Genomic DNA, 25,633 nt, shown 5'->3' with positions numbered 1-25,633 from the left:
TGATTGAACTACTCGGGTTGTAAAACCCTGAACCACCCTTTATTGGGTGCTGTGTAGTTTGTCGGTCTATCTGCAGCTACGTTTTCAAAGATTCGTGAGGTGGTGAGTGTTGAACAGAGCAACAGCTCACCAAAATGAAGATGAGGGCGATAGATGCCCCCGCTCTGTAACCACTTCTTCCTACGCAATTCTTCGATATATATCCGTCGCTGCCGAAGAGTTCTCCCCTGCCCATTTACTGTTTATGGTGTATACTGTATTTAGTAAGTATTAAGTACCCATAGTTCTTTGTAAGAAATAGAGCGGGAACCCCCCGCTCTGTAACCAATGACCGACGACGAAAGACAAAGATGGGAGGACGCGAACCTCAGGCTGACGGTCATCCTGAAGGTATCCGCTCTCCTCGCCGGTCTGATTGAACTACTCGGGTTGTAAAACCCTGAACCACCCTTTATTGGGTGTTGAGTAGTTAGTCGGTCCAACAACAGCCATGAGTGACACAATGCGCAAATTGAGGACTGTACTCCCAGACGGAGAAACGGTGGCCGTCATTGCCAGCTTGCTGTTCGTCATTTACGGGCGAGACTGGCTAATAGCGGCGACATCAGAATTGCTCGCAAACGTTGTAACGGCGGTGGTCGTGGTTTTCGTAGCGGTTTCTCTGGTAAAGGACATCAAGAAATACCGCTCACGTCGTCGCTGACAGCGGTTTTTGACTGTTTTTCGAGAGGCTCGAAGACAGGTTCTTTTGTTTTTGCACTTCCCATGTTGTTCGACAACTCACAGTATCCCAAGTATTCACAGTATCCTAACTTTCTAAAGTATGCAGATACTTCCAAATTTCCAAGGTATGCAAATACTCTCAAATCTTTGGATACTTTTATTGAATATCCGTTTGTTGTGAGGACCAACTGACGCTCACGCGTCGGAAGAAATCCATGTCAGACGCGAAATCGCCACGAACTGTCGCTGTCGGTATCCTCAAAGGCGGGATGGGGAAATCGACAACAAGTATCAACACCGCTCGCGAACTCGCCGAGCGTGGCAATGATGTTCTCCTCATCGACCTTGACCCGAACGGTCACACGACAACAGGGCTCGGGTTCGGTGACGAGTTCTATGCCGATGAGGACCTCGGTGACGTTATCCTCGAAACGGGGTCGCTTACTCCGAGCGACATCATCATAGAGACTGACTTCGATGTCGACATCCTCCCGTCGAACAACAACATAGAAAGCGTCGAGCATCAGCTCGCGACGGAGACGATGGGATTCGCAAACCTCCGTACAGAGGTCGTTGACCCACTCCTCGGTGACGTGTACGACTACGTACTCATCGACTGCCCTGCATCCCGTGGGAAGCTCAACGACTCGGCACTGTACGCGGCAGGGAACGTTCTCATTCCTATCAGGCCCGAGTCAGGGGCGCTCAGCGGAGTCGAGAAGACTGTAAAGCGACTCATCGCGCCCGCACGAAAACACTTCGACGTTTCCATCCTCTCTGTCGTCCCGACCGACTTCACGCAACGTATCGACCACAACCGCTCGGAACGTCGGCTTCTTGAGAAACTCGTTGGTCGCGACCACCTCCGCGAACTCCTCCCCGCGCACGCGTACGTAGAACCAGAGTTCTTCGACGCCGTCGACGCTGGTGAATGGGACGACAACCTTCCAAAGCCGGGTATCCGACACCGTGCTGCTATCAACGATTCTATCGAATACAACATGCCACTCAGAGACTACGCACCTGATTGCGACCAGCTGGAACGATACGATGAACTCGCGCAAATTGTCGAGACTGGGGAGGTCGACCGATGAGCGACGACCCGTTTGCGGCACTCGACGAACAGGCGGCCGGGGAACCCGTCGACGACGAAGACACCTCAGACTCCACGACGACTGAACCGGACACCGACGAGGATGAGAAAGAACAGGGAGGTCCCGCCTTCCCGTTCGACGAGACAAAGCATCGTGGTGTGTACCCTCGTCATTCAACGTGGGATTCGTTCGTCGATTCGTTCGATGTCGAAATCAAGCCGCGTCTAATCAGTGAATATAGTATCCGTGATGCAGAGAAACGCGAGTGGCACGATGCTGTCCTCCAACTTGCGATGGATAACCCGGAGGAAGTCGTTGAACGCATAGTTGAGGCGCGTGAAGATACGTGACTTTGTTCTTGATTTCTGTATCCACGTTTTCGATTGGTCAACCCCCGGAGTAGCGTTCTGAAAACACATCTCCAATCTCTGCCCGTGTCACTTGTTCAGACTAACTTATGGTTCCACATAGAAACCGAAAGTTGATTGGTGATACGACTGTCTTCCCGAGCGGAGGTTTATATACTCGTGACCGACTCTCAGAAATCGCAAGTTGACGCGTTCGACCCGGGACCTGACACCCCGACGTGGCTCAAACCCGAGCAAGTCAACCAGCTACTCGACGCGACGATTCGAGCCTCACCCGATTACCTGCAGCTCCGAGACCAGTCTCTCGTGTTGCTCGCGTACGACACCGGCCTCCGAGTCAGTGAGCTGGTCGCACTCGACGTCGACGACGTCGACCTCGACGACAACGAACCGTACGTCTTCGTCGACGCAGAAATCCAGAAGGGGAGCCACGCCCGAGACACACCAATCGAATTGCGGCCGAGTCTTGGGACCGCTCGAACGCTCGCGACGTATCTCTCCTCGCGATGGAAGGATTCTCCGGCGCTGTTCCCGGCTCGGTCTTCCGAGAGAATGTCCACGACGGCCGTCAGGAACGTCGTGACGAAGCTTGCAACTGAGGCCGACGTATCGCCCCGGATGACTGAGGGGAACCGACGTGTCGGTCCTGAACACGTCTCTCCGCACTCGCTTCGACACTCGCTATTCTACCGTGAGTTCGTCGTCGACGAGCGCCGATTAAAAGAGGTCTCGCTGCGCCTGCGGCACGAGAGTATATCGACGACTGAGGAGTTCTATTCGCATCTGATCCGAGTCTAAGTCATCGCACCGCACTCATCGTGCAATCCTCCCCATGGCCAGAGGGTCGACAATCACGAAGTAGAGGATCATGAAGGCAATCAGCGCGATGAAGACTAGTGGTAAAATGCTCAATCCGAGTTCGACAAGTGCCGACGCCGAACTCATCGCGAACCACCAGCTTTCTCCTCGAACGTGAGATATCGAGCGATCTTATGCGGGACTCTAATCGACGAGATTTCGCGGTACAGTCCACGCTCATCCTTCTCCAGATGCGCGAACCGGGTTCCAGTATCGTTGTCATAGATGACGTGGTAGGTCTCGTCAGGCAGCTCAATCATTGGTGGTGCTTCGTGCACTCTGCCGTTACCATCCCGCCCGAACTTCTGCAAGACAGCACCGATAAGGCTCGACGCCGAACCCATCACAGGAGACCTCCCGCAGCGATGAGTGGCGCGAAGACAACGAAGGCAGTAAGCACGCCGTTCACGACGTCGTCTACTTTTTCGTTGTCGGACTCGACGAACCAGAGCTGCCGACGACCTCGGATGTTGTACTTCGGCGGGACGTTCAAAGTAGCACCGAGCAATCTAGACATGGCCCGGGAACCCTCCTGCGACCCCCCAACCGACAAGAGCAATTGTTGACCCCACGAGCAGCACTCCGACGTACCACTGCGGAACTCCGACGTCGACGAAGATGCTCGCGAACGCTAGGAATTCAGCAGTCATCTTGTGCCTCCGCGAAGATACGCGCGAATTTCAGTGAGAGGTTCGTTCTCCCTCTACTCGACGAGCTGACGCCAAGCCAGTTGATGTACTCAGTCCGCTCTTGAGGTCTCACGCACGACCCACCAGTATCTCAACTCGCTTTTCGTAGTACTTGCGCTCGGCCTCGAGGAGATCGCGCTGCTCGTCGACGTCGGCAGGATGCTCCACCGACACTAGGAGCGACACCAACCAGACTGGGAAGCGCGACTTACCCTGGAGCGACGCTAGCGTGTCCTCCACGTCGGAGAGCCGAGATCGACAGAACGCGAGCTTGAGGCGACGACGAAGCCTGCGAATCATCGTACACCGCCGTAGGTTCCCGTGAGCGGCGCGCCCGCCGGACGTACACGCGAAGAAACGCCGAAGAGCCACCGAAGACGACGACCCGACGAACCGCCATTCGCGTATCTCAAGTTAATATAAACACAAGGGTGTGGGGGGGTGGGTGGGTGTCCCGACTCGCTACATGACATCGAGGTCTGCCTCCCTGACGACGTATTTCTTGATTTGCTTCGACTCGGATTCGCTCACTCCAAAATCCATTTTCAAAATATCACGGTCGAAGTATTCGCCACCGCTCGCTTCACTGATGTATTCGTCGACGCGGTCTTCGTCGAGGATTTCTTTTGCCACCTCCATCGGCGACAACTGTTCTGCCTCTGCTTGTTCGTTCTCAGCACGAACCTGTTCGAGAAGATTGTCGATAAGACCGTCCGTGTATTCTCCCTTCGTCGCCTCGTATCTCCTCACAAGCTCAGGTGATGGTAGACGGAATTTCATCCATTTGTGTCGCCGGAGAACACCATCGTCACCAACCATCCGATGGTACTTCTTGTACATCTTTCCCGTCTCATTGTTCGTCTGGATGTACTTCCAGCGGGCTTTCGATATACCGGCCGACTCGTCTTTTCCGACCATGATGCCGAGGTGGTGGAATCGGCGCTGAACGTGCGAATCGATGAGGTCGAAGTCCGGGACGGTCATTATCGCACCGTGGTTGCGGTGTCGCCACGTCTGCGTGAGAGCGTCAAGGACTTGATTAGCAACTGTGTACCAATTGCGATTCCCCGCGGCAACACCTGCCTCCTCGAGGACGAGAATTGAACCATCCGGGAGGTCTGATGCTGCGAGTTCGAGGAACTCTTCGACACTGTAGGTCACACGATGTGGTCCGAAATTAGGATCGAGAACCTCCGCAAGACGGAGCGCTGCGTAGGATTTCCCGTCGCCGGTTTCACCAACGAGACAACACATCCAGTTCTCGTTGTAGACGTTCATCCGTGGCCAAATTTTTCGCCGGAGAATCAGGTTCTCACGGACTGCTTCAGGCATTTCCGAGAGATGACTCGACAAATTCTTCGGTGCAGTCGTCGCCGCCATTCGGTCGACGATCTCCGGCTCTGCCTCCGAACTCATACCGTCTCTCCCTCCGCGTCCTGGAGTTCGATAGACGGTGCAAACCCGAGCTTAGTCGCTGCGTCATCGAGGACGCTCGCGATGTCCACGAGAACCGTGGCGTCCAGGACCAACTGTCGAGACACTGTCTCTTGGCGCTCACCACGCATGTCGCTCACTGTGACGATCTCGGACTCTGTTGCAGTCTCGACATCCTCAAGGATGTCAAGCCCGCTGTACGGAACCTCGTCTGTTACCGGCACCTCCTTCTCGACTAAGCCGCCCTCTGTCTCCTCAAGAACGGTCTCAGTGTCGACTACGACAGTTCTGGTCCACTCTGAAGAGAGTTCAACAGATGACCACCAATCTTTGATAATGCCCTCTGTCCGAAGTGGACGGAGTGCATAGTAATACGCGATAACGGCTTCCTGAAGCTCCTGTCGCCACTCTCGAGGCACACCGTCGAACCTCAACCGGACACGAGTTATTTTGGACCGTGCATCGTGAACGTCAACCTGAGCCTTCTCGATTAGCCGCTCACGCATCGTCTTCTGCATCGGCGGCCCATCGCGCTTAGAACTCATTTGAATCCTCTCGGGTGATGACGATAGCGTCGGGGAACGTCCGAACACGAACTTGGTCTCCCCGTGACAGTCCGAACCAGTCGACGGCATCGACCGGTGCGTTGATGTAAAGACCTCCGTTGTTCGCGATGACACTCCGGGTTTCGGCGTTTAGCGCACCCTCATCGAGACTCGAAACGTCGATGTGCTCCCGAATAAGCGCCTTCAGTCGGACGCTCTTCCGGTGACCGAAGTTCACTACCGGAGACAACTCATCGCCCGGTTTATCCAATTTAGTAGGTGTTTGGGATGACATATAGTCTGGGTAACTAGACTATCGTTTGTATATTATTGGGTGGCCATATGGGCCACCATATGGTTCCTCAGGCCTCCCAACCAGTAATTTCACCATATACTGGAGTGAAATTATATATGCTTGTATCTCATGGACAGAAGTATGTCTGCATGTGGAACCGCAGGTGTCGGGGAGCTGGAACGACCAGTATCTCAGACTAACCTCGAGGTCACGTCAGCTGACGACGAAGAACAGACCGAAGACGTATTCGACCGAGCTGCTCGCGAGCACGCTGGCACCGTAATGGGAACTGCCCTTGCTACCGGTATTACCGCTGCTAACGAGTTCGGAGTCGAGTCCCGAGACCTCTCCGAGGAGACCACTATCACTGCTAAGATCGGTGGGTCGGTTATGGTCGTTACCCGGGGTATCATCATCTCGGTCGTCGCCCTCATCGTCCTTGGAGCGCTGTACTCTACGGACATTGTCGCCAACCCGAAGAACCCGAACCAGTGGACGAACATGACCGTAGAGTTTGCTAACTACGGTACGACTGCCTTCAGTCTCATTGGGGTTGGTCTGATCTCCGTCGGGGCGGGAGTTGCCCTTTCCTACTTCGGTGGGATGGGCGGCGGACGGTAACCACCACTTACGACCAAATTCCTCCCGTTTACCACCCGTCTGAGCCATGAGTTCACAAATCCAAACGTTCGCCGCAATCCTCATCATCGGCGCTGTTGCCTTCGTTGGCTTCGGTGTCGCCGCTTCTGAGAGTGGAGTTGCCACCCCCACGAGTGAAGACATCACCCTCTCAGACTCTGGTGCATACGTCGACGAGCGGGACGCCCTCGGATACGGCGACAACGAAACCGTCGTTCATAACGGGACGACACTCGACGAAGGAACCGACTACAGCTGGAACACGTCGACTGGAGAACTGACTCGACTCTCCGGATCGAGCGCGCCCGACGGTGCGACAGTCACTATCGACTACGCATACGAGGTGCCCAGTAAGATAACCAAAAGCATTCAGTCGACTCTCTCTGCCGGTACCATTCCGCTTCCCCTTATCATCCTCTTCCTCGCGGTTGTCGCAGTCTGGGGGTGGCTCTAGTGAGCCTCCTCGTTTCTCAGTCTCACGCGCTCTTCGCGTTCGGGACGCTCTCGCTGGTCGTCACGCTGGTCTTTGACCAGCATCGGAACGTCGGGCTGTTCGCACTTCTCGGCGCACTTGCGTGGGGCATGCTCGCCCTCCGAGCTGGCAATCTCGATCATCTCTCTGAGACCGGTGTGACGACGACCGTCGTCAGCCCTGAAATGCAGATCTTCGCGCTTGCAGGGGCGTTGACCTCGCTAACTGTCCTCTACGGCGTCGTAATCTCCCGCTCCGAAAACAACGAGGTGACTCGATAATGCCAAACGAAGAACAACGACATCAGCACCGCCAGCAGGAACTCCAGGAACGTGCCGCGACCGATCTCGAACGAACCGCCGCACAACGCGCATCGAGTGACGGTCCCGCGATAGACGTTCTCGAAGAGATGGACCCTGACGAACTCTGGGAAAATCTGACTGGCGTCGACGTTGAGTCCTCCGAATACGAGTCTATCGTCTCGGTTCTCAAGCCATATCTCTCGTCTGGAGAGATGCTCGCTAACCACGGCGAAGATTACTACGACGACCGGAAACGCCGACTGCTCAACGAGAACCTCGCTGATCGAATTATCCTCGGTCGTGAGTACAACGACCTCTGTTCTGGCGTTTTCCGCGAAATCGCGCAAGATGTTGATGGAGATGATTTCGCCGGTCAACGCCGCGACTGGTCTCCCGCAGAAAAAGAAGCCATTCGCGTCGTACTCGAGGAACTTCGAACCGACCGCCAGTCGCTCGGCGACGGAACCCTCCTCCGGGCCGTCATGGAGACTCACGTTTCCACTGAACGACGCGGCGCTGAACAATCATCGACGAGCAGCGGCATCAGCACTCTCCTCCCTTGGAAGTGACCAATCATGACTAACAACGACCCACTTGACCCGCTAGAAGGCGAACAGACCGAAGACCAACCCGAACACGAGGTGGACGGTATCCGGGCCCAAATCGACGAAATTCTCGGTAACCCACAGATAGCGAAGAAGCTCGGGGAAGGCGCTGGGGAAATCACCGGATTGGCTATGAAAGGCCTCCTGTCCTTGGTTGCAATCCCCGTCTACCTCATCCTTCGAATCGTCCCGAAGAGCCACAAGCTCGGAGAGGCGCTCGTCGACGCCGGTTATAAGCTGATGCTCAAAACCACCGGCGCAGACACCATCGTCAACCAGATTTACGGTGACGGTGTCGTCAAGCCAACCGCTGGGTCGTGGCACTCCGACGAACACGAGTTCGAAACCGCCGACGGTCAGGCGTACAAGGCCGACCGTCTCGGATTTCCCTACCGTCAGAACGGGAAATACGCGATGGTCTGGGCGCTCCGCGAAGGCCGCGAAATCACCGACCCACTCGAAGCCTACATGGGCGGTCAACGGCGGCTTGGTAACTACGACGAGCATCTCCGTACCGATGGAAGTGGGAAAGATGTCGCTATCCATGCCGAGACTGAGGGCTATGACGGGCGAGCGCTTTCGTTCCGCGATGGCTGGCGGCTCTTTGGGTCGAAGGTCACCCAGCAGGATATGAAGCGCCAGGAGACCCGTGGGAAGCTCGCCGAATTGGACTGGAGCACCCGACAACAGCTCTACCTCGTCCTCATCTTTGCCGGTGGTCTCGCGCTCGGGATGTTCGGACCCGCGCTCGCACAGAGCATCGCCGGTGGCGGTGGTGGCGGTGGTGGGAGTGTCGGAATATCCCTCCTCCTCACGGTTCCGGGGGTGTTCTGAATGCCACTCCCCGGAGGAGGCGACGCCGCTGACCGAGAAGCGAAACGCCAGACTGAGGAAGACATCCGCGAAGCCCGAGATCGCGCACGCGAGGGTAACGATGGGTCGTCTTCATCGTCCGGTTCATCATCTGGTTCATCATCATCCGGTTCGTCGTCGGGTGATTCGGGGGGCTCTTCGGGAGGCTCTGGGTCTTCCGTGGACCGGTCGAGCGAACGTGACCGACAAGTCGTTGAACAGCGAAAATCCCAGCAACGTGGCGACCGCTACCAGACCGGATCTGAATCGTCCTCGCAAACGGATTCAAACACGTCACAACCGTCCGACTCGGGCGGGTCTGGTAGCGGTCGATCCAGTGGTTCGTCGAAAGACCAAAACAGCAACCGTGACCGTGAGATAATTGGTCAGTATAAGGACAACGTTAGGGACGCAAAACACCAACGACAGACTCAGCAAAGGGAACGGTCTTCGCCAGAAGTCATCAATCGTAATGACGACCTCTCGACTGATAACTCACTAGTTCAGCATCAAATCAACAACTACAAGCGCGGTATCGATCAGGAATACGGAGATCTTCTCGACAACGACGACTACCAATATGTTGTGAGGGAATCAGGTCAAGTGGGAGTTCGCCTCACAGACTCTGGTAGAGATAAACTCCAAGACAGCTACGAACTTTCCGCTGTTGAAAAACAAGTCCGGAAGGGCGTAGATGATGTCAAACGGGTCGAAATCAACGAGACATTCGAAGATGGGTACACTGCCACTGTATACACGACCGACGGCCGTCAACTCGAACGCCAGTTCTCATTCTCTCAGGAAGCTTCTGAGAAGTTCGCAGAACGCGCCCGTGAACGACAGCCAACGAACCACACCGGGTCGTTCATTGACACAAATCAGGAGGGAGAGGGTGTTGTTCGCGGCGTACAGAGACCTAACGCCGAACTTGTCAAGAACAGCCAAGGGGATATCTCGACGAGAGAGCGAGAAAAAGCACGCGAGCGCATCGCCGATGAAGCTGGCGTCGATGTCGGACAAATCGACAACGTCCGTCGGAACGAAGAGGGGCGGTGGGTCGCTACTGTCGACCGCGAGAAACCAAAACGACCGGACGAACAGTTTGGTGACTTCGCAATCAATCTCGGGGACGACAAGCGCGTCGAGGACTATCTTCGAGCTGGTGCTGCTACCTATGACGAGTTCGCTAACGGCGTCGTTGACTTAAATTCAAAGTACAATCCGTACGTCGTACTCGTCCGTGAGGCCTACGAGGCAGTCGAACCTCACGCCCCGGAATGGGTCAATACCAATGTAGTCAGCCCGGAGACCGGACGGACACACGGTGAAGAATTTTCTCGTGGCCTTGTCCGGGGTGCCCTCCAGATTGGGAATCTCCCAGCGGTAGCACTCGGATTAAAAGAAGGTGCTGAGTTCGTTGGACATGCTAGTATTGAGGTAGCCGAAGGGAATGGTGGTGACCTTGGAAGTGATGTCTGGGAGGTTGGGGGTAAAGCAGTTGATGAGGGGGTGAAAGCAGTTAAAAAGAATCCAGGGAACATCATCGGAATAGGTGCGGGGTCGCTTGTTGCTTCTGCCGGTACAATGGGTGCGGCCGCACGGTACTCTGGGAAAGCAGGGCTAGCCACTCGCCTCGCCATCCAGCCGGGTGAAGAGGTTTTCGTTGGATCTGTTAATTACGGGCTCTCCAAGTTTAAGACTGGACAGCGAATTCTCAACAAAATTCCCGGCGGTCGTCTCGACAACGAGGAACTCGCCATCGCCGTGTATCAGCGTAACGTCAAACCTGCAGCTTCCCGTCTCTCACGTCGTATTCAGCGAACTAAGTCTAACTTTGTCAACCAGTACGCTCGGCAAGAGGCCTCACAAATCAACAAGTTCCTCAACAACGAGCGTGCGCAAGCCCAACTCACGCTCTCTAAAACACGGGATACGGAAGTGAGTGAAGTCGAGTCCAGAAGGCAAAAAAAGGATCGTAGGCCACACAGGGAGCAGCACCGAGCGGATGATTTGGATACTCCCAAAACTGACTTCCGCGAGGTACATGAGGGCCCTGTCGAACGCTCTCCACGGGAGGAACTGGCTACCCCTGCAACCGACCTCCGCGAAGCTGGCATAGAGGTCGAACTCTCACCGCGAGAGATGGGGTTAGCAGAACAGTTGGACACTCCCAGGGTCGACTTCCGAGAGGTACATGAGATAGAATCTGTTGACCTCTCGCCGCGAGTGAGGCAATTGGCAGACCAGGTGGATTCTCTCAGGTCGACCTTCCGTGACCCATCAGAAATAAAAAGAGTTCGAGCTGCTGCTGAGGACGCCGAACTGCGCCGTCGTGCCGTGGCTACCCGCTTAGATATGGAGGTAGAGTCGCTAAGTCACCGAGATACCATAAGAGCGGAAGTCTTAACCGGCGAAGAAACTGCACGGCAGCGACAACAGCAGCAATCCACGAAATTAGACCACAGAGAACGTCTTGACACCAAAAGCGTAGCTGAATCTATACAGGATACCCGTCAACAGACCGATTTCGTCCTTGACCAACAGTACGAAGTCAGCATTGAGAGCGAAATTACCAGCGAAGCGACGTTCGACTCCGAAATCGAAGTTGAGCAAACGACCACCGAACTCGAGACGGAAACTGTCCAGGAAATCACTCAAGAGATAGAGCGGGAGGCAGAACGCGAACTCGAGCGCGAACTCGAGCGCGAGCGCGAACGGGACCGAGAGAATCCGTTCGAGAACCAGGAATCCGAATCCGCGTTTGGCGTTGACATGAGCGCGTGGGAGACCTCGTGGGAGACTGGTATCGCCGACATCGACGACCTCTGGAAAGAGACCTTTGGGAGGCGCTGATGGCGACTTTCGGCTTCTACATCAAGGCAGCGGCCACGCTCATCCTTTCAGTGCTGCTTCAAGACCTTCTTGAGACCGTTATCGACCCACTGCTCGGTCCAGCCTGTGGGCCATCTCGGGCGACTGAAGCTGTCGTCGAAGGCGCGCAGAACTGCCTGTACGTCCAGCAGGGCGTCACGTGGTTCATCGCTCTCGTAGTTGTTGGTCTCTTCATCACGGCCGTTACTCGTGGCGCATTGCTCGGAGGTGTTAGTCCGTGAGTCCACTTGTTCTCATCTTTGTGGTGGTTGGTCTCGTCCAGATCGCGGGCCTTGTGTTGTTCCTCAACACCGCCGCTGCGGAGCTGTTCCTCATCGCAGAGAGTCTGTCCTTCGTTCAGTCGACGTGGGTTTCGGGACCGATTCAGAACATCAAAACGCTGAGCTACTTCCTCATCGTTCCAATCTTCATCGTCGATTATCTCGTGTACGCTGTTGTTGCGGGCGTAACACGTGAGAAGCAACAGATGGCGAAGTACCGGAGGGGTCGGCTGTGAGACGCCTCAGTATCGTCCTGTTTGCCGTTGTCGCGTCGTTCTTGGTGGTCACCGTCGCACCCGTGAGTGCTGCGGACGGCGACCTCGTTCTCGGGAGTGAGCACACCACAGATAGCGATTTCGACGGAGCGACGGATCTAACGAACGTCTCGATCTCGGGCAGTGGATCGGACTCGGTTGTCCAACTGTCATCAAATAGAGTAATTGATAGCTTCGAGGACGGAGATTTATCGGAGTATCACGGCGATCTCTCCGAATTCGGGATGTCAACGTCACGATACTTCCATGGCGACTACTCACTGAGTGGGAACGGACAAAATGGATATTGGAGCACCATCTCCGATACTGGACAGCAGATATCGGCCGGGACGACAATCACATACCGTCAAGAGTTAGACACTACTAGCACGACCGGAGGGCTTCTCATCGCCGCAGATTCGCAAGGATCTGAGGCGAACGGATATTTGATCGACATCTCCCCCCGAGAGACCGATCAGATTAAAATATGGTCTGTTACCAATGGCGACACTGATCAACTGCTCGCCGAGTCACAAACGGGCATCCCCATTGATGAGTGGCTCAAAGTGGTTGTCGATTGGCAATCTGACGGCACCATCCATGTGTCGGTCTATGATGCTGATGGAAATCTCGTTGGGTCCACCTCGACAACAGATACAACATACTCCTCTGGGGGTGTCGGCTACATGGTCTATGACGGCTTAATGTTCGTTGACGACGTTCGGACCAACGAAACAATCTCAAGTGGAACGTACGTCTCCGCTAAACACAACGTCACCGACCCCTCCGAAGGCCGCGTCGACCTCGACACGCTCACCAACACCGAAGCGACCGTCACGTGGCAGGCCAACGTCGGCGGGTCGTGGACAAACGTCTCGTCGGCCACATACACTACCATCGGCACGAAAACCGCAGCCCTCTCCGGAACAAGCTCCGACGAGTGGCGCGTTCGGGTCGACTTCGAGAAGACAGGGTCCGACCCCGTCGCCGAGCTCGGACGCGACGCCGTCTACTTCCCCGTCTCCACGCCAAACATCTCGGCCGGGTCCGCCTCGCCGAGCGGAGGAGAGACCGTCCGGACCTCGACGCCGACACTGTCCGTCGACGTGAACGACGACGACCTCGGGACCGCACAGGGTGACGAACTCACACTCACGTGGCGTGTCAACGGGTCGGTTGTCGCGACGACCACCCGAACCACCGCGGGGACCGCGTCGATCACCGCACCTCATCTCCCGGACGGAAACCACACGTGGAGCGTGACCGTCAACGACTCCTACGGCGAGTCCACGACAAGCTCATGGTCCTTCGAAGTAGCACACGACGCACCTCGCGCCGATAACGCGAGCGCCAATCCGTCTGGGGAGACGCTTCACACGACCGACCCGACGCTCTCGATCAACGTCTCTGATCCAGACTTCCCGCGCGACGGGGACACTGTCACTGTCGAGTTCTTTATCAACAACGGCACGGCGAATTCGAGTGTTGGAACGGACAGCCTCACGTCCAACGGTACCGCCTCGGTTACGCCGACTGACCTCCCAGATGGGAACTACTCGTGGTTTGTCGAACTAACCGACTCCTACGGATATGCGACTAACTCCACTGTTTCCTCGTTCACGATCAAACACGCGGACCCGTCCATTACTGGGTTAAGTCCTCCCGACGCACAGGAGCTAACGACACAAGAGGTCACATTCTCTGCTAATGTAACTGACTCAGACTTCGCAGCAAGCGACGGCGATTCGCTCACCGTTGAGTTCGTCATCAATGACGAGGTCGTCGCAACCGAGGTTCTCTCGTCGAACGGCACTGTCTCAACTACGAGAGACTATACGACTGCAGTGTCGTGGTATGTCCGCGTTACTGACCAGTACGGTAATGTCGTTACCTCTGACGAGCGGTCGCTACTCGCACCGGACACAATCATCATCCGAAACGTCACCACGGGTGAACCAATCGGGACAGGAGCAGAGGTCTCCGCGAAGATGTACAGCGGTGAACTCATCTTCGAGAAAAACACCAGCAGCAGCGCAATCGACCTCGTCGATGTTCCGTCGGACCGAGGGTACATTATAGAGGTCTCTGCAGAGGGCTATCACACGCGCACAACGGCCCTCGAATCAGTCTACGACCAGGCGGACATCTATCTCCTCTCCAAAAACCAGACCTCGTCCTATCAGGAGATGACGCTCAAAGACCTGACTGGCGAGTTCGAGGGCCGCCAAACAATTCTTTACATTGAACGGCCCGTTGAGGTCAACGATACCCTCAAATGGGAAGTTGTTGCTGGAGATTACTTCGGGTCGGATTCGATATTCAAGACCACTCTTGAGAAGGACCAACGGTACAGATTGGTCATCGAGAACGACGATGGTGACCGCCGCGAACTTGGGTCCTACATTGCCGCGGTCAACAATAGCGCAACCCTCGAAGTTGGACAAATTCAGTGGGTTGCCCCGAAAGGCGATACGTACCAATGGGACGCATTCGTCGACGAGAATAAATCAGGGCTCGTCGTTGCGTACGAGGACCCAGAAAACGAGACGACGTCTTTTGACATCGTCGTTCACGAGCGTGGTAACTCCTCGAATATCCTCTTCCAGTCGTCCGCAACGAATCTCACTACCTATCAGCGAACAGAACCGCTGACCCAGTCCGAACTTGAGCAGGACTGGGCCGTGAATATCACCCTTGAACGGACTAACCGAACAATCACCATCGGCGAACCCATTTCGTCGACCGCCTCGATCCGCACGCCTATTCCCATCGACGAGCGTTGGGCGACACTCGGTGGCCTCGTGTTGCTCGTCGCCCTCGCTGCTGCCTTCCCCGCGACGCTCTCACGCGTCGGCGCAGTCGGTGTTGTCACCGTTGCCACTGGCCTCTCGTGGCTCGGTTGGGTCGATATCCCAATGTCGGTTATCGGTCTCTCCGGAGCGGTCGCGTTGCTTGGTATCGCCGCCTCATTCAACGATTACCAATGAAAGTCACAGTCCCAATGCTGTTCGTCATCTGCTTCGCCGTCGCTGGCGGCCTCATGGCCGGTTCAGGATTCAACGACGCCGTTGGAATCAACAAGGCGACTGGCCTGCAGGATGATGCCGACCAGCTCTCCGAAGATGCTGCATCGTACCGTGCTGACCGCGGGGGTTCGATTTCGTCGTACCTCGGCTTCACCACACAGGCTACCGGCGCGATTGTAAGCGCTCTCAAGTGGAGTTTGCTGCTACCTATCGCACTCCAGAATGTCGGGTTTCCTGCGTGGTTCGCCACACCAATCGGTGTGCCGATTCAGTTCGTGAACTATGTCGGTGTCTGGCAAATCATCCGGGGGATGAGCGTCTCGTGAGCATCGATTGTTGGTTCAACTCAGATGTCCACTCGTGCGTTGCGGACGGCCTCGGGAGTGCGTTCGGACCTGGTACCGAGAGCGTCTTCGCGATGTTTATCGTCGCCGGAGTGATTCTCCCGATCTACACCAAGACTGGTGACTACGTCCTCCCATCGACGCTTCTCGTGCTTATCTCGGGGTTCGCCGCGACGTTGCTACCTGGCATCATCGCCTCCATTGCATGGACTGTCGTCTTCATGACGCTCGTCGTCTCGCTCTTCGCGACGCTCTTCCAGACGGTGGTCCAATGAGTTTCGCTCTTCGCGATGGATATCCAGTCCCCCACAGCGTTCGTGAAGTCTGGACGAGGCTCGTCGAGGCTGAGGAGTCACTTAGCGGGCGCGAGCGTGCGCTCCTCAACCTTGTCTTTATTGACTGGCTGCTCGTTGCTCTGCTGGTTCTCCCGACTTCTCACGTCACGCTCCCGGCTGTCGTCGCTGAGACTGTGATGTACCTCGCCGTCGGGATGGTCACAACAACCGTCACACTGCCCTTCGTTGCGGAGATCCTCGACGAATGAGCGTCCTCTGGCACCTGCTGACACCTTCGGTGCCCCTCCACGAACTCACCCACGCGCTCGCAGCGCTCCCGTGGGCCTCTGACATCGACGCTAGTCTCTTCCGCGATGATGCGCAGGTCGATGTGACACTCCCCGAAGGAACGCCACTGTGGGCCGTCTATTTCGTCTCACTTGCGCCCACGCTCGTTGGACTCGGGCTACTGTTGATTTTTATTGCGCTCTTCGGTATTCCAACCATCTCGACAGTGGCCGAATTCGCCATCCACGAACTCGGTCTTCTCGTCATCCTTGCGCTTAACTGGGTGATTTTCACCTATCCCTCGCAAGGAGATCGTCGACCACTCGGTTAGCTCAGCGACCGGACCTTTTGAGAGAGTCCTTTTAGAAGATCCCTCAACCACACTACTGTCGATGTGAGTAGATACATTCCGAACAACGAGACATAGATTATCCCAACGGATTCCGACGTTACACCGTTAAAGAAAGGATTATGCATTGTCATAATCCGCTCCGAAATATCATCATATCCGAAAACTGGGAGTGCATTGATGAATATTCCAGCAGTCATTATTATAGGAACAACACTAGTCAAGTACAGCACCACAGCATTCGTGCCGACCCACTTCACCAAAGTGTGTGAATCATCGATTAGACTCCCTTTCCTTCTCATCTGTATTGTTTTGACAGGTCTATTTGCAAACTGTCCAATAAAGGCAACAGCAGTCAATAAGTAAATTATTCCAGAGTATGCTAGAACAATATCAAGCGCAACAAAACCCAGTATCACAGTCAACCAAAATATCGGGAATAATTTGTCAAATGTTATGCTTGCTGTTTCTCCGACTAGAGTTTGGAGTAGCGGATAGGGCTGCACGAAGAGTGAAACGAACAATAACAAAATAGCACCAGCACAGAGTACGAAAAGCCAAGCCACGTACGTGTAGATAAGGTAATATCCGGCACTTAGGAAAACGCCCCCAAGTAACCTGTTTTCCTCAATTCTGTTTCGTAGCCGTATGGCGAATCTTCGCATATACTGACTCTGTAAGAGAGTATTATAATCGTGTCTTTGAACAGTTATTTTCATAGTTCGAGTCGTATACTGAAGATACTGTAGAGATTGTAGATACTGATAAATATCTAAATACTCTAAAGTATTTTAATGCTATATTTCGCAAAATCACCAGACAGTAACGGCATTCGTTACCGGTGCGGGGGTTTATAATCGACCGACACTACCCAAAAGGTGCTGTTGGTCCATACCTTGGGAGTTGGGCACTACAGCACGGCCCTTTTCGGGTCGTTTTCTGATGTAACAACAGCTAGCGATAGCAACACGGAGACCCACACGTGAACCACTCCCTACGGGAGTGGTTCACGGGCGGTGGGGAGTTGCAGAAAAAAGTTCTCAGTCGTCAAATACGAGGTCGATCAGTTCCCACTCGAGCTCAGCGAGCTTCTTTGCTGCCACATTGTCTTTGTTGATTTTGTATCGCGGGCTCCCACCAGTCTCCCGAGTTTTGATGACAACGCCAAGCTCGGTGAGGTCATCGATATGTCGGTAGACCGTGTTTCGGCTCACCCCTGCCATATTCGCCACCTCGGTAACGTTGAGGTCGAAATCAGGCTCCGCTAGGAAGGCGGCGAGGATTTTCACTTTAGGCCCGTCGCCAAGGAGGGCCGTGAGAGCCGTCCCTTCAGCGTACGGTTCGTCGTTTTCGTTGTCACTGTCTGCGTAATCCGTGGACATGTTCTTGCTCCGTTGCAAGCAGGGCGTTGTTGGTTCTGTCTGAGTTGAGCTGGTCAGGCCCAATTACTGTGGGTCATTGTTCCGACCGGCTGATGTATCTTGTATCAGCCTGTCGCATTCTGCTTACACACTACCGTACTACCTACGTACTGATAACGTTAACGATAACAACATACTAGTCCTTCTAAAAGTACTAGTGTGTTCATCCAGCGTTACACTTTTATATACCGAGTGCGTATAACTAATTGGTCAAATATGGTTCTGTCTGATGATGAACTCGAATGGTCTCTTCGGATTGTCAAACGGATGATTTCTAAGGGTGTCGCTGGCAAGCACCACAAACAACCCCAGTCCATCGCGGGGTGGTTCGCAGTCCACGACCGAGGGACTGTGAAGCAGGTTCTCGATTCGATGGTCTCGGACCCCGACGTTCCTCTGCGTCGAAAAGGACGAGGAACGGTCACGCTCGTTGGCATCCCTGAGGGGAAGCGGTACCTGCGAGAGAACGGGTCGGAACCCCCGACTGAGTGGTAACTGGTCGGGGAAAACCTCTCACGCGGCTCTCAGACACCAGTTCCGAGATTGTATTTGATGTGGATGTCGTTATACCAGACGACTGGTCGCCTCGACCGGCCATCCTGTTCAACTTTGACGGCATTCGAGACGTTCTGTGGGTGCTTGTGACCACACACTCCAATTTCTAGTGTTTGGACTCACCAACTCCTAGCTTGAACTCGTGAAGATCTAGTCGAGTCAGCTCACCATTTTCGTCGACGAACTCCCGCCCCTTCGAAGTCAACTTGAACACGTTGTTGTCGACCTCCTCGAGAAACCCGTGTTCGTCGAGGACCTTGCAACGAGAACGAATCCAGTTGGATGAATTCGAGTATGGGAGTTGCCTCTTCAACGTCCGTACGTCGACCTCTAGTTCCTCAGTCGCTAGCCCGCTGAAATTTATCGAATCTTCGATGTGATCAATCAGGTTAAGAATCGAGAGGTCCGCGTCTTTCATCCACTCTTCCTTTCGTTTTCTCATTGTAGACACACTGTATTGTCATTATACTAACATATATTTGTAACGATGAATTGGAAATATCGCACCGCTAATGGTATGTAGTAGTATTATATATGAGAACTACAATGGTGATTTTGGGTACACATGACTGATATCAATAGTGTACGAATGAGTGACTGAACGAGGGCAATATTCACAATTGTCTCGCAGTCGCTACCCTTCGTCCACTATCGGTCAATTCGTAGCACGCACGTAGCGGCCGAACGCAGGCCGATTACAGGACGAGATAATTTCTCGTCTCCGTTACGAAGACCCAACTCCCAACCGATACCCAACTCCCAAGGTCAGGTGCCAAGCCTCGATTTGGCACGTAAGCCCGACTCCCAAGATGGACTGCAGCATCCTCGGTCAGTCCGCCAGCGGTAGCTGTACAGCTGGGGACTCACGACGACAGCCTACGCTCCAACAGGAGCGCGTGAAGAGTGCTGGGTGTCAAAATCATCAGTTAATCATCGCTCCGGTATGCATCTCCACCGCGCTTCCGAATGGCGAGGACATAGAGCCTCTGTTCAGTTCGGTCAGCACGACACCCGAGGCGAAAGGGACCGACTCGGAGCTTCTGGTGTGGCGCTCCCTGAAGTGGTTCCAAATAGTCAGTAGGCTCTCGCCATGGATCGTCAATGACCTCGTTGAGCTTGCTAACGATTCGTTCCTGTGCGTAGGTATCGAGTCCGGCAAACTGTCGCTTCGAGCGGTCAGTAAACGCCCAGTCCCACCCCTCGCTCATTGCTCGGTGTCACCGTCAAGGTCGAATTCGTCCATAACCTCATCGCTGGAATGGACGCGACCCTGCTGGATATCAACCTCACTGGCCGCCATCGCCTTCAAGTCAGCACGGTTGAAATCGGGATGCTTCACAGCGTCTCGGAGTACGTCCCGGACGAATTCCGACCGCGAGTTGTACCCGAGTTCCTTCCACGTTCCATCGATATCGGCGAGAAACGTCTCGGTGATTCGGATGTTGACTGTCGTCTTGTCGGGCGGACTCTCGGCTTCGGACATGGATGTGTGTACCGTTTGTGTAGCAAAAGCACTTACGCCGAACTCAGGGTTCGGGAAGTTCGTCTTCGTCGACGTTCCCGGCGAGAAATTCCCGGCCGAAATCTGTCAGTTCGTAGATGCCGCCCTCGTTGGAGAAGAGGCCAGCATCCTCCAGAACTCGGAGTCTTCGATTCACGTAGTTGGGGACATAGTCGATGTTGTACGCCACAACCTTGGCGGTCGCACCGATATCGTGCGACTCAAAGAACAGGAATATCTCGTAGTCAACTTTCGAGAACCACGAGACACGCTCAACCATGTATATGAGATTCGAAAGCCGGATTTAGGGTTCGGGAAGCTCGTCCTCGTCGACGTTCCCAGCGAGGAACTCCCGACCGAAGTCCGTCAGTTCGTAGATGCCCTCTTTGTTAGAGAAAAGGCCTGCATCCTCCAACACGCGCATCCGTTTGTTGACGTACTGTCGGTGGTAATCGATATTGGCCGCAATCGATTTCGCTGTCACAGCGATGTCGTGGTCCTCATAGAACAGCATTATCTCGTAATCTACGGGCGAGAACCACGAGATTCGATTGACCATGTCTGTGAGATTCGAGAGTCGGATTCAGGGTTCAGGGAGTTCATCTTCGTCGACGTTCCCGGCGAGGAACTCCCGGCCGAAATCCGTGAGTTCGTAGATGCCGCCCTCGTTGGAGAAGAGACCAATATCCTCCAGTACGCGCATTCGTTCGTTCACGTACTTTCGGTTATACTCGATGTTGTAGGCAAGCGACTTCGCGGTGAGACCGATGTCATATTTTTCAAAGAACATCAAAATCTCGTAGTCGACAGGAGAGAACCACGAAATTCGCTCAACCATCTCTTTAAGCGAGTCTGCGGACATATCTCAAAAATTGTTACCATCGGTAACAAATCTATGGACTACTGTCCCGTGACTTTCTGGACTATCGTACATAGAATTTATATCGGATGGTTCTCATTGTCGATAGTAGCGACTCTCTGCGGGACCGACAGGTCGCGTGGCGATTCGAGCGCTGACCGCGAAGCCGAACTCAAGAACTGAGAAATATGGACCACAACGACCCAGACCTCGAACGAATCGTCGAACACCTGCGAAGCGAAATCGAGCCGGGCGACTACCGAGTGTACACGTCCAAGCGCCTCGCGCGCGAGATTAACGGCGTCACCGGCAACCAAGTCGGCCACTGGCTCGGTCGCATCGTGGGGTCGCACCGCTACTCGGATGGGATGTCGCTCGATGGCCTATCTATCGAGAAGTACAACCCCGGTTCGAGCCACCTTCGCTGGAAGGTCGTGCGTGAGGACTCGCAAGCAGCGTCCACGCGTGAGGTGACTGCGTGAATGCAGACCTGTTGCTCGTTGCTCAGTTTTATAAGACAAGGCTACGGAGGAACCTACAGCAAGCTAGGAATGTAACACGTCGGCCAAAAGGGGGCCTGAACACTCTCCTTTTGAGCCGCATTCGACATAAGTTTGACTCTCCGTTAGAGTCGTCTCTGTCAATCTACACGACGGCGGGGTGCCGTCGCTCAGAGACCGCGAGAGTCGCTCAAACCGCTAGCATCGCGTCTAACCAATTCGACGGCTCCCAAGGAATATGACCTCAGCACAGAACCCTCCCGAAATCGCTCTCGAAGCATCTGATATCGACGGACGACTCTCTGCCCTCTCCGGCGCTCGCGATGGACACCAGGACGCCGACGGCGCTGCCGATAGCAACTGATGCGACGGGGCAAGCGCTTCGTTGTCGTCGGCTGCAGCGGATGTGAGGGACTGTGGGTTTCCGCAGACCTCCACACCCGCGACAGTGCAACGTGTCCATCCTGCGGCACGCAGCACCAGACGTCGACCCTCAAGGAACTCGGACACGCGGAGACTGAGGACGGCGCTCGGGAAATTCGAGCCCGTCTCCTCGCCGACCGCGCTGGTCACCTCGGTGAGTACCGTGCATCGGGGACGTACGACCAGCAAGAGCGTGAGGTCGAGGACTACTTCGCACGAACGACTGAGGCGTTCGGCAACGACCTCGACCTCCACCCGATAGGGACCGACCGCTTCGAATCTCTCGTCGATGACATCCCCGTCAAGCGCGACCGCTTCAGTACCCTCGTTTCAGACCACCCACTCGAACGCGACCGTTTCCGTACCCTCGCAGACGCCCATTTTGATGCGAGATTCGACTTTTCGACGTGGTCTGAACGCCGTGGACCGGACATCGAGCGGCCCGAACCCCCGGAGAACGCTGGCATTTCCGTGCTTCAACCCGGCCAGCAACCCGTTTCGGACGTTGTTTCGGGGGTTGGCCCTCGCTATTCCGAGTGGCTTCCCGAACTCCTCGAGGCGCTCCTCCCCGCGGCGGCCGGGACGGTTGACCGTCTCGCACGCGCAGAGGACGAGACACCAACATCGCTTCTCGGACCCGACACGACAAGCGCCGATGTCGGGGACGGCGAGCGGCCACCGCTGACCGGTTTCGAAGAACGGTGGGGCGTGTGCGGAGCTGGTGGCCGCTGGATGCCGTCGCTCGTGACGTGGATGGAACGCTGGTGGACGACCGAAGTCGATGACAGCGAGCGCCCTGCGTACGAGAAAACGATGCAGGTCCTCACAGGCGTCGGGACCGGCCAATCGCCAGAGGATATGGACCTCGACGCGATGGAACGGACGTTCGTCCAGCTTCTCGCACACGCCGCTGACGCACCGACTGTGCGGGTCGTGCTCGACGGCCCTGCGTGGGTCGACCTCGACGACGGCCGGACTGGTGAGCGTGCTTTGGACGTGCTCGCGACGCTCGCGGATGTCGTTGACCTCCGTCTCCAAATCTCGCCGCGCCTCGAGGACGAACTCCGTCGACGGTTCCCCGAGTTCGTCGACGCACACCTTAGCGAAACACGTGACGAGTCCCGCCGTGCGCCGCGAGACGGCGCTGACACGAGCGAGTACCAGACGCTGTCCGAGTGGGGCGCTCAGACGGGTCGTGTGCGTCTTCTTGCGTGGCTCCCTGCCGACGACAAACGGACGGTCAAAGCCGCGAAGGACGCAGCTACGGCGGACGTTCTACCGTTCTCGCCTAACTCTGTGGACGCGTTCGTTGGTGACCTCGCCGCTGCAGGGTTCGTCGAGGTTGACCACCGGACCACTGAGAGCAACGTGCTGTCTCTCACGGACGAAGGACGCCGCGCACAGGCGCTCATCACCGATAATTTCCGCATTGAGCATCCCAAACAGGTGTCTCTGGAGTCGGAGTCTTACTGCCCCCCCTCAAATCTCGTCAAGGAAAGTGTAACGCGCCGTTCAGGCACGGAGGGTGGGGACCCGGACCTGACCGCAGAGGAGTGGCTGGCGGACACCGGCCGCGCCGAAGACGCACCGTCGCCCGTTCGGTGGATGGACGCCGACGGTTGCCGTCTCGACGCGTGGACGCTTCACCGCCGGATGAAAGCTGGCAAACGCGTTGACGGCGTCACTGCGGTCGATGAGGACGTTACGGAGTTCGATGACGGCCGCGTCGTCTACCTGAGCGCCTTCGAAGATGACCTGCAGGTCGTGACCCAGTGGGGCAATGCCGGACAAACACTGGTGCGGGTCGCGAAGGCCTTATCCAGTCGTCTGGTGTGGGACCGAGTCCTCGACGAAGACACTGTCGGACGCGACCTCGATAACATCCTCGGGATAGGTGGACTCTCGAAAGGTGACCTCGCGGACGCCCTGCAGCGCGGCCTTCAGCTACCCATCAAGAAAGAAAACCTCGACTACGAGAGCTTGCGGAGCAAACTGCTGTACAAGGGCGGCGTACTCCTTGGTCAGATGGGGGTCTTCAACGAGGAGGACGACTTCGCGAAGTCGGAAGTGATGCTCGACGCTCACGGTCTCATCACCTGCATGACGACGTTGCTGCACCACGTCGGAGTCGACGTGACGATTCACGTCTGCGTTCCGAACGTTCGGATGCTGAAAGCCGACGAGAACCGACTACAGGGCTTTCTGGACTGGTTCCGGCATACGGTCCCGAAACAGACGAGCTACGGGATGCATTCCGCGTGGCGCCACGTCGGAGAGACACGAGAGGGGAAGCTCAAGTTCCGCCTGCCGGTCGACGTTGACGTCGAAGCCCCGTCCGCGGAGATGACCGCGTCGTTCGTCGTCTCCGGTCGCGGAGCTGACGACCTCGTTGGACCACTGGCGTCGACGCTCGAAGACATCGACGTTCGCGAAGCCGTCGCGACCGGAGCTGAAGAGACGATGAACCTCTCCATCCCGGTCGCTGACGGAAGCTCATTCCATCATATCAAGGATGTCGTCAAAGAGATAGCTGAGTGGAAAGGTTACCTTCCACGAGAATCGACGCTTCGGCGGACAACACGGGTGATAATGGGTGTTCTCGGCCAATCGCCGTGGTCGGCGTCACCGTTCGCGACGGCCGAGGCACTCCTCGGACTCGCGAAGGCCGACCACCACGAGTTCGGCGTCCACCACCTGCAGCACGCACTGTCGACACTCCCGGCTGACCGGCTGTTCCCGGCCGCGAAGCCGTCTGTGCGGACGATGGTGAAGATGCTTCTCAGTGCAGACGGTCCCGTGTCTCCGAAGAACCTGAAAGCGGCCACGTCGACGGCGAGTTACGAGCGGAACACGAGTGACCTCGAGGCCATCGCTCTCGTTGAGCGTGGTGTCGACGGCGGCCACGACTGGACGATTTCACTCGAACCGTGGTGGGCACGGTCCTCGACGACAGACCGGCCCGTCGATGTCCGAGAGGCTGACGGCGACGGCGGACTGCGACAGCGAAGTCACGCCGATGAGATGCTCTATGAGTTCGCGGTTGCGATGGACGGCGAGATGCATCTTGACCCGGTCTGGTACGGCGGTGATGGAGGTGTGAGGGGGGTCGATAAGATAGCCGAGCGACTGCCGAAACTCGCACCGTGGGTTCCGTGGGTGGTCGCACTCGTTGAGGACCTCCCCGACAAACGCGAAGCCGATACTGAGCCAACGGTCGTCCTCGGACGGACGTTGGCCGCGGCCGACACCGCTCAAACGGCACTCGTTTGAAGTCCGTGATTCAGAATGCGAAGAGCCGACGGCTACTCACAGTATTTGGACACTTCCAAGTATGCAAAGTATGTTCACTACCTTCGAATGTGAAAGCTGAGGTGCCGCCGGGCGAGCAGAAGTTAGTCTTCGTCTTCGCAGACAATATCTTGTAACTGCTCCATCATCTCTGGGTAGCGTTCTCTAAGAATCTCAACATCATCTTGCATTCGCTTCGAAATACGGTTTCTGACCTGTGACTCAACCTTGTACCGGTAGTTGTCCTTAACGTCGGCTTCTCCACTCAATATCTCGCGCTCTCTCTCGGTCATCAATGCTCGTCCTTCACTCATATCGACCACTACAGCCCCCTCATTGAAAAGATTACTGTTTATGGTGTATACTGCATTTAGTAAGTATTAAGTACCCATAGTTCTTTGTAAGAAATAGAGCGGGAACCCCCCGCTCTGTAACCAATGACCGACGACGAAAGACAAAGATGGGAGGACACGAACCTCAGGCTGACGGTCATCCTGAAGGTATCCGCTCTCCTCGCCGGTC

36 protein-coding genes are annotated in these 25,633 nt (G+C 55.7%); 20 read left to right on the top strand and 16 right to left on the bottom strand.

What is annotated here, in order from left to right; genetic code table 11:
- Positions 1-674: 674 nt before the first annotated feature.
- Positions 675-911, bottom strand: a complete 237-nt coding sequence (locus ACH9L7_RS20375; RefSeq protein ID WP_396614102.1) for a hypothetical protein — start codon at positions 909-911, stop codon at positions 675-677.
- Between the two features lie 27 nt (positions 912-938).
- Between ACH9L7_RS20375 and ACH9L7_RS20370 the strand changes: the two genes are divergently transcribed.
- From ACH9L7_RS20370 to ACH9L7_RS20360, 3 genes are all read left to right on the top strand, one after another.
- The gene (locus ACH9L7_RS20370) at positions 939-1,817 is read left to right on the top strand and encodes a ParA family protein (RefSeq protein WP_396614101.1); all 879 of its coding nucleotides are present in this window, start codon (positions 939-941) and stop codon (positions 1,815-1,817) included.
- On the top strand, positions 1,814-2,167 hold the full coding sequence (locus tag ACH9L7_RS20365) for a hypothetical protein (RefSeq protein ID WP_396614100.1): 354 nt from the start codon (positions 1,814-1,816) through the stop codon (positions 2,165-2,167). Before ACH9L7_RS20370 ends, ACH9L7_RS20365 begins: the two co-directional genes overlap by 4 nt.
- Before the next feature lie 177 nt (positions 2,168-2,344).
- Positions 2,345-2,983, top strand: coding sequence for a tyrosine-type recombinase/integrase (locus ACH9L7_RS20360; RefSeq protein ID WP_396614099.1), 639 nt, complete (start codon positions 2,345-2,347; stop codon positions 2,981-2,983).
- 15 nt (positions 2,984-2,998) lie between these two features.
- On the opposite strand, the gene ACH9L7_RS20355 is transcribed toward ACH9L7_RS20360, so the two are convergent.
- The 7 genes from ACH9L7_RS20355 to ACH9L7_RS20325 form a co-directional block, all read right to left on the bottom strand.
- Positions 2,999-3,130, bottom strand: a complete 132-nt coding sequence (locus ACH9L7_RS20355) for a hypothetical protein (protein ID WP_396614098.1) — start codon at positions 3,128-3,130, stop codon at positions 2,999-3,001.
- Complete coding sequence (locus tag ACH9L7_RS20350; protein ID WP_396614097.1) at positions 3,127-3,387, bottom strand: hypothetical protein; 261 nt, start codon at positions 3,385-3,387, stop codon at positions 3,127-3,129. The genes ACH9L7_RS20355 and ACH9L7_RS20350 overlap by 4 nt, the downstream gene beginning before the upstream one ends.
- A complete protein-coding gene (locus ACH9L7_RS20345) occupies positions 3,387-3,560 on the bottom strand; it encodes a hypothetical protein (RefSeq protein WP_396614096.1) in 174 nt (57 codons plus the stop codon). The genes ACH9L7_RS20350 and ACH9L7_RS20345 overlap by 1 nt, the downstream gene beginning before the upstream one ends.
- 241 nt (positions 3,561-3,801) lie before the next feature.
- A complete protein-coding gene (locus tag ACH9L7_RS20340) occupies positions 3,802-4,032 on the bottom strand; it encodes a hypothetical protein (RefSeq protein ID WP_396614095.1) in 231 nt (76 codons plus the stop codon).
- Between the two features lie 162 nt (positions 4,033-4,194).
- A complete protein-coding gene (locus ACH9L7_RS20335) occupies positions 4,195-5,148 on the bottom strand; it encodes a hypothetical protein (RefSeq protein WP_396614094.1) in 954 nt (317 codons plus the stop codon).
- Positions 5,145-5,684, bottom strand: a complete 540-nt coding sequence (locus ACH9L7_RS20330) for a hypothetical protein (protein ID WP_396614093.1) — start codon at positions 5,682-5,684, stop codon at positions 5,145-5,147. Before ACH9L7_RS20330 ends, ACH9L7_RS20335 begins: the two co-directional genes overlap by 4 nt.
- 16 nt (positions 5,685-5,700) lie before the next feature.
- On the bottom strand, positions 5,701-5,949 hold the full coding sequence (locus tag ACH9L7_RS20325) for a hypothetical protein (RefSeq protein ID WP_396614092.1): 249 nt from the start codon (positions 5,947-5,949) through the stop codon (positions 5,701-5,703).
- A gap of 198 nt (positions 5,950-6,147) precedes the next feature.
- Here ACH9L7_RS20325 and ACH9L7_RS20320 point away from each other — a divergent pair, with 198 nt between their 5' ends.
- From ACH9L7_RS20320 to ACH9L7_RS20260, 13 genes are all read left to right on the top strand, one after another.
- Complete coding sequence (locus tag ACH9L7_RS20320; RefSeq protein WP_396614091.1) at positions 6,148-6,627, top strand: hypothetical protein; 480 nt, start codon at positions 6,148-6,150, stop codon at positions 6,625-6,627.
- Between the two features lie 46 nt (positions 6,628-6,673).
- Positions 6,674-7,099 (top strand): hypothetical protein, encoded by a 426-nt coding sequence (locus ACH9L7_RS20315; protein ID WP_396614090.1) that lies wholly within the window; start codon positions 6,674-6,676, stop codon positions 7,097-7,099.
- Positions 7,099-7,398: a hypothetical protein gene (locus tag ACH9L7_RS20310; protein WP_396614089.1), complete on the top strand. Its 300-nt coding sequence runs from the start codon at positions 7,099-7,101 to the stop codon at positions 7,396-7,398. The genes ACH9L7_RS20315 and ACH9L7_RS20310 overlap by 1 nt, the downstream gene beginning before the upstream one ends.
- Entirely contained in the window at positions 7,398-7,988 is a 591-nt protein-coding gene (locus tag ACH9L7_RS20305; protein WP_396614088.1) for a hypothetical protein, read from the top strand. The genes ACH9L7_RS20310 and ACH9L7_RS20305 overlap by 1 nt, the downstream gene beginning before the upstream one ends.
- Positions 7,989-7,994: 6 nt before the next feature.
- Positions 7,995-8,858, top strand: a complete 864-nt coding sequence (locus tag ACH9L7_RS20300) for a hypothetical protein (RefSeq protein ID WP_396614087.1) — start codon at positions 7,995-7,997, stop codon at positions 8,856-8,858.
- A gap of 198 nt (positions 8,859-9,056) precedes the next feature.
- A complete protein-coding gene (locus tag ACH9L7_RS20295) occupies positions 9,057-11,729 on the top strand; it encodes a hypothetical protein (RefSeq protein WP_396614086.1) in 2,673 nt (890 codons plus the stop codon).
- Positions 11,729-11,989: a hypothetical protein gene (locus ACH9L7_RS20290; protein WP_396614085.1), complete on the top strand. Its 261-nt coding sequence runs from the start codon at positions 11,729-11,731 to the stop codon at positions 11,987-11,989. Before ACH9L7_RS20295 ends, ACH9L7_RS20290 begins: the two co-directional genes overlap by 1 nt.
- Positions 11,986-12,264 (top strand): hypothetical protein, encoded by a 279-nt coding sequence (locus ACH9L7_RS20285; protein ID WP_396614084.1) that lies wholly within the window; start codon positions 11,986-11,988, stop codon positions 12,262-12,264. Before ACH9L7_RS20290 ends, ACH9L7_RS20285 begins: the two co-directional genes overlap by 4 nt.
- Before the next feature lie 722 nt (positions 12,265-12,986).
- Positions 12,987-15,269 (top strand): Ig-like domain repeat protein, encoded by a 2,283-nt coding sequence (locus tag ACH9L7_RS20280; protein ID WP_396614119.1) that lies wholly within the window; start codon positions 12,987-12,989, stop codon positions 15,267-15,269.
- The gene (locus ACH9L7_RS20275) at positions 15,266-15,634 is read left to right on the top strand and encodes a hypothetical protein (RefSeq protein WP_396614118.1); all 369 of its coding nucleotides are present in this window, start codon (positions 15,266-15,268) and stop codon (positions 15,632-15,634) included. The genes ACH9L7_RS20280 and ACH9L7_RS20275 overlap by 4 nt, the downstream gene beginning before the upstream one ends.
- The gene (locus ACH9L7_RS20270; RefSeq protein ID WP_396614117.1) at positions 15,631-15,927 is read left to right on the top strand and encodes a hypothetical protein; all 297 of its coding nucleotides are present in this window, start codon (positions 15,631-15,633) and stop codon (positions 15,925-15,927) included. Before ACH9L7_RS20275 ends, ACH9L7_RS20270 begins: the two co-directional genes overlap by 4 nt.
- Entirely contained in the window at positions 15,924-16,196 is a 273-nt protein-coding gene (locus tag ACH9L7_RS20265) for a hypothetical protein (protein WP_396614116.1), read from the top strand. The genes ACH9L7_RS20270 and ACH9L7_RS20265 overlap by 4 nt, the downstream gene beginning before the upstream one ends.
- Positions 16,193-16,546, top strand: coding sequence for a hypothetical protein (locus ACH9L7_RS20260; RefSeq protein ID WP_396614115.1), 354 nt, complete (start codon positions 16,193-16,195; stop codon positions 16,544-16,546). The genes ACH9L7_RS20265 and ACH9L7_RS20260 overlap by 4 nt, the downstream gene beginning before the upstream one ends.
- Here the strand turns inward: ACH9L7_RS20260 and ACH9L7_RS20255 are convergent.
- Together ACH9L7_RS20255 and ACH9L7_RS20250 are read right to left on the bottom strand one after the other, a co-directional pair.
- Entirely contained in the window at positions 16,543-17,229 is a 687-nt protein-coding gene (locus tag ACH9L7_RS20255) for a hypothetical protein (protein WP_396614114.1), read from the bottom strand. The two genes, ACH9L7_RS20260 and ACH9L7_RS20255, sit on opposite strands and share 4 nt — an antisense overlap.
- A gap of 375 nt (positions 17,230-17,604) precedes the next feature.
- A complete protein-coding gene (locus tag ACH9L7_RS20250; RefSeq protein ID WP_396614113.1) occupies positions 17,605-17,946 on the bottom strand; it encodes a winged helix-turn-helix domain-containing protein in 342 nt (113 codons plus the stop codon).
- 255 nt (positions 17,947-18,201) lie between these two features.
- On the opposite strand from ACH9L7_RS20250, the gene ACH9L7_RS20245 reads away from it, so the two are divergent.
- Positions 18,202-18,480, top strand: coding sequence for a hypothetical protein (locus ACH9L7_RS20245; protein ID WP_396614112.1), 279 nt, complete (start codon positions 18,202-18,204; stop codon positions 18,478-18,480).
- A 166-nt stretch (positions 18,481-18,646) separates the two neighbouring features.
- On the opposite strand, the gene ACH9L7_RS20240 is transcribed toward ACH9L7_RS20245, so the two are convergent.
- The 5 genes from ACH9L7_RS20240 to ACH9L7_RS20220 form a co-directional block, all read right to left on the bottom strand.
- The gene (locus ACH9L7_RS20240) at positions 18,647-18,958 is read right to left on the bottom strand and encodes a hypothetical protein (RefSeq protein WP_396614111.1); all 312 of its coding nucleotides are present in this window, start codon (positions 18,956-18,958) and stop codon (positions 18,647-18,649) included.
- A 786-nt stretch (positions 18,959-19,744) separates the two neighbouring features.
- Positions 19,745-20,023, bottom strand: a complete 279-nt coding sequence (locus ACH9L7_RS20235) for a ribbon-helix-helix domain-containing protein (protein ID WP_396614110.1) — start codon at positions 20,021-20,023, stop codon at positions 19,745-19,747.
- Positions 20,024-20,066: 43 nt separating this feature from the next.
- Positions 20,067-20,321, bottom strand: a complete 255-nt coding sequence (locus tag ACH9L7_RS20230) for a MarR family transcriptional regulator (protein ID WP_396614109.1) — start codon at positions 20,319-20,321, stop codon at positions 20,067-20,069.
- A 24-nt stretch (positions 20,322-20,345) separates the two neighbouring features.
- Complete coding sequence (locus tag ACH9L7_RS20225) at positions 20,346-20,600, bottom strand: MarR family transcriptional regulator (RefSeq protein ID WP_396614108.1); 255 nt, start codon at positions 20,598-20,600, stop codon at positions 20,346-20,348.
- 24 nt (positions 20,601-20,624) lie between these two features.
- Entirely contained in the window at positions 20,625-20,903 is a 279-nt protein-coding gene (locus ACH9L7_RS20220; RefSeq protein ID WP_396614107.1) for a MarR family transcriptional regulator, read from the bottom strand.
- Positions 20,904-21,088: 185 nt separating this feature from the next.
- Between ACH9L7_RS20220 and ACH9L7_RS20215 the strand changes: the two genes are divergently transcribed.
- From ACH9L7_RS20215 to ACH9L7_RS20205, 3 genes are all read left to right on the top strand, one after another.
- Positions 21,089-21,382, top strand: coding sequence for a hypothetical protein (locus ACH9L7_RS20215; protein WP_396614106.1), 294 nt, complete (start codon positions 21,089-21,091; stop codon positions 21,380-21,382).
- 256 nt (positions 21,383-21,638) lie between these two features.
- A complete protein-coding gene (locus ACH9L7_RS20210) occupies positions 21,639-21,764 on the top strand; it encodes a hypothetical protein (protein ID WP_396614105.1) in 126 nt (41 codons plus the stop codon).
- The gene (locus ACH9L7_RS20205) at positions 21,764-25,093 is read left to right on the top strand and encodes a DUF5817 domain-containing protein (RefSeq protein WP_396614104.1); all 3,330 of its coding nucleotides are present in this window, start codon (positions 21,764-21,766) and stop codon (positions 25,091-25,093) included. The genes ACH9L7_RS20210 and ACH9L7_RS20205 overlap by 1 nt, the downstream gene beginning before the upstream one ends.
- A 122-nt stretch (positions 25,094-25,215) precedes the next feature.
- On the opposite strand, the gene ACH9L7_RS20200 is transcribed toward ACH9L7_RS20205, so the two are convergent.
- Complete coding sequence (locus ACH9L7_RS20200; RefSeq protein WP_396614103.1) at positions 25,216-25,425, bottom strand: hypothetical protein; 210 nt, start codon at positions 25,423-25,425, stop codon at positions 25,216-25,218.
- Positions 25,426-25,633 lie beyond the last annotated feature (208 nt).

This window comes from Haloferax sp. S1W (assembly GCF_044593955.1).
Taxonomy (GTDB): domain Archaea; phylum Halobacteriota; class Halobacteria; order Halobacteriales; family Haloferacaceae; genus Haloferax.
Note: the sequence above shows the minus strand (reverse complement) of the source record. Positions and strands in the feature narration are given on the sequence as shown.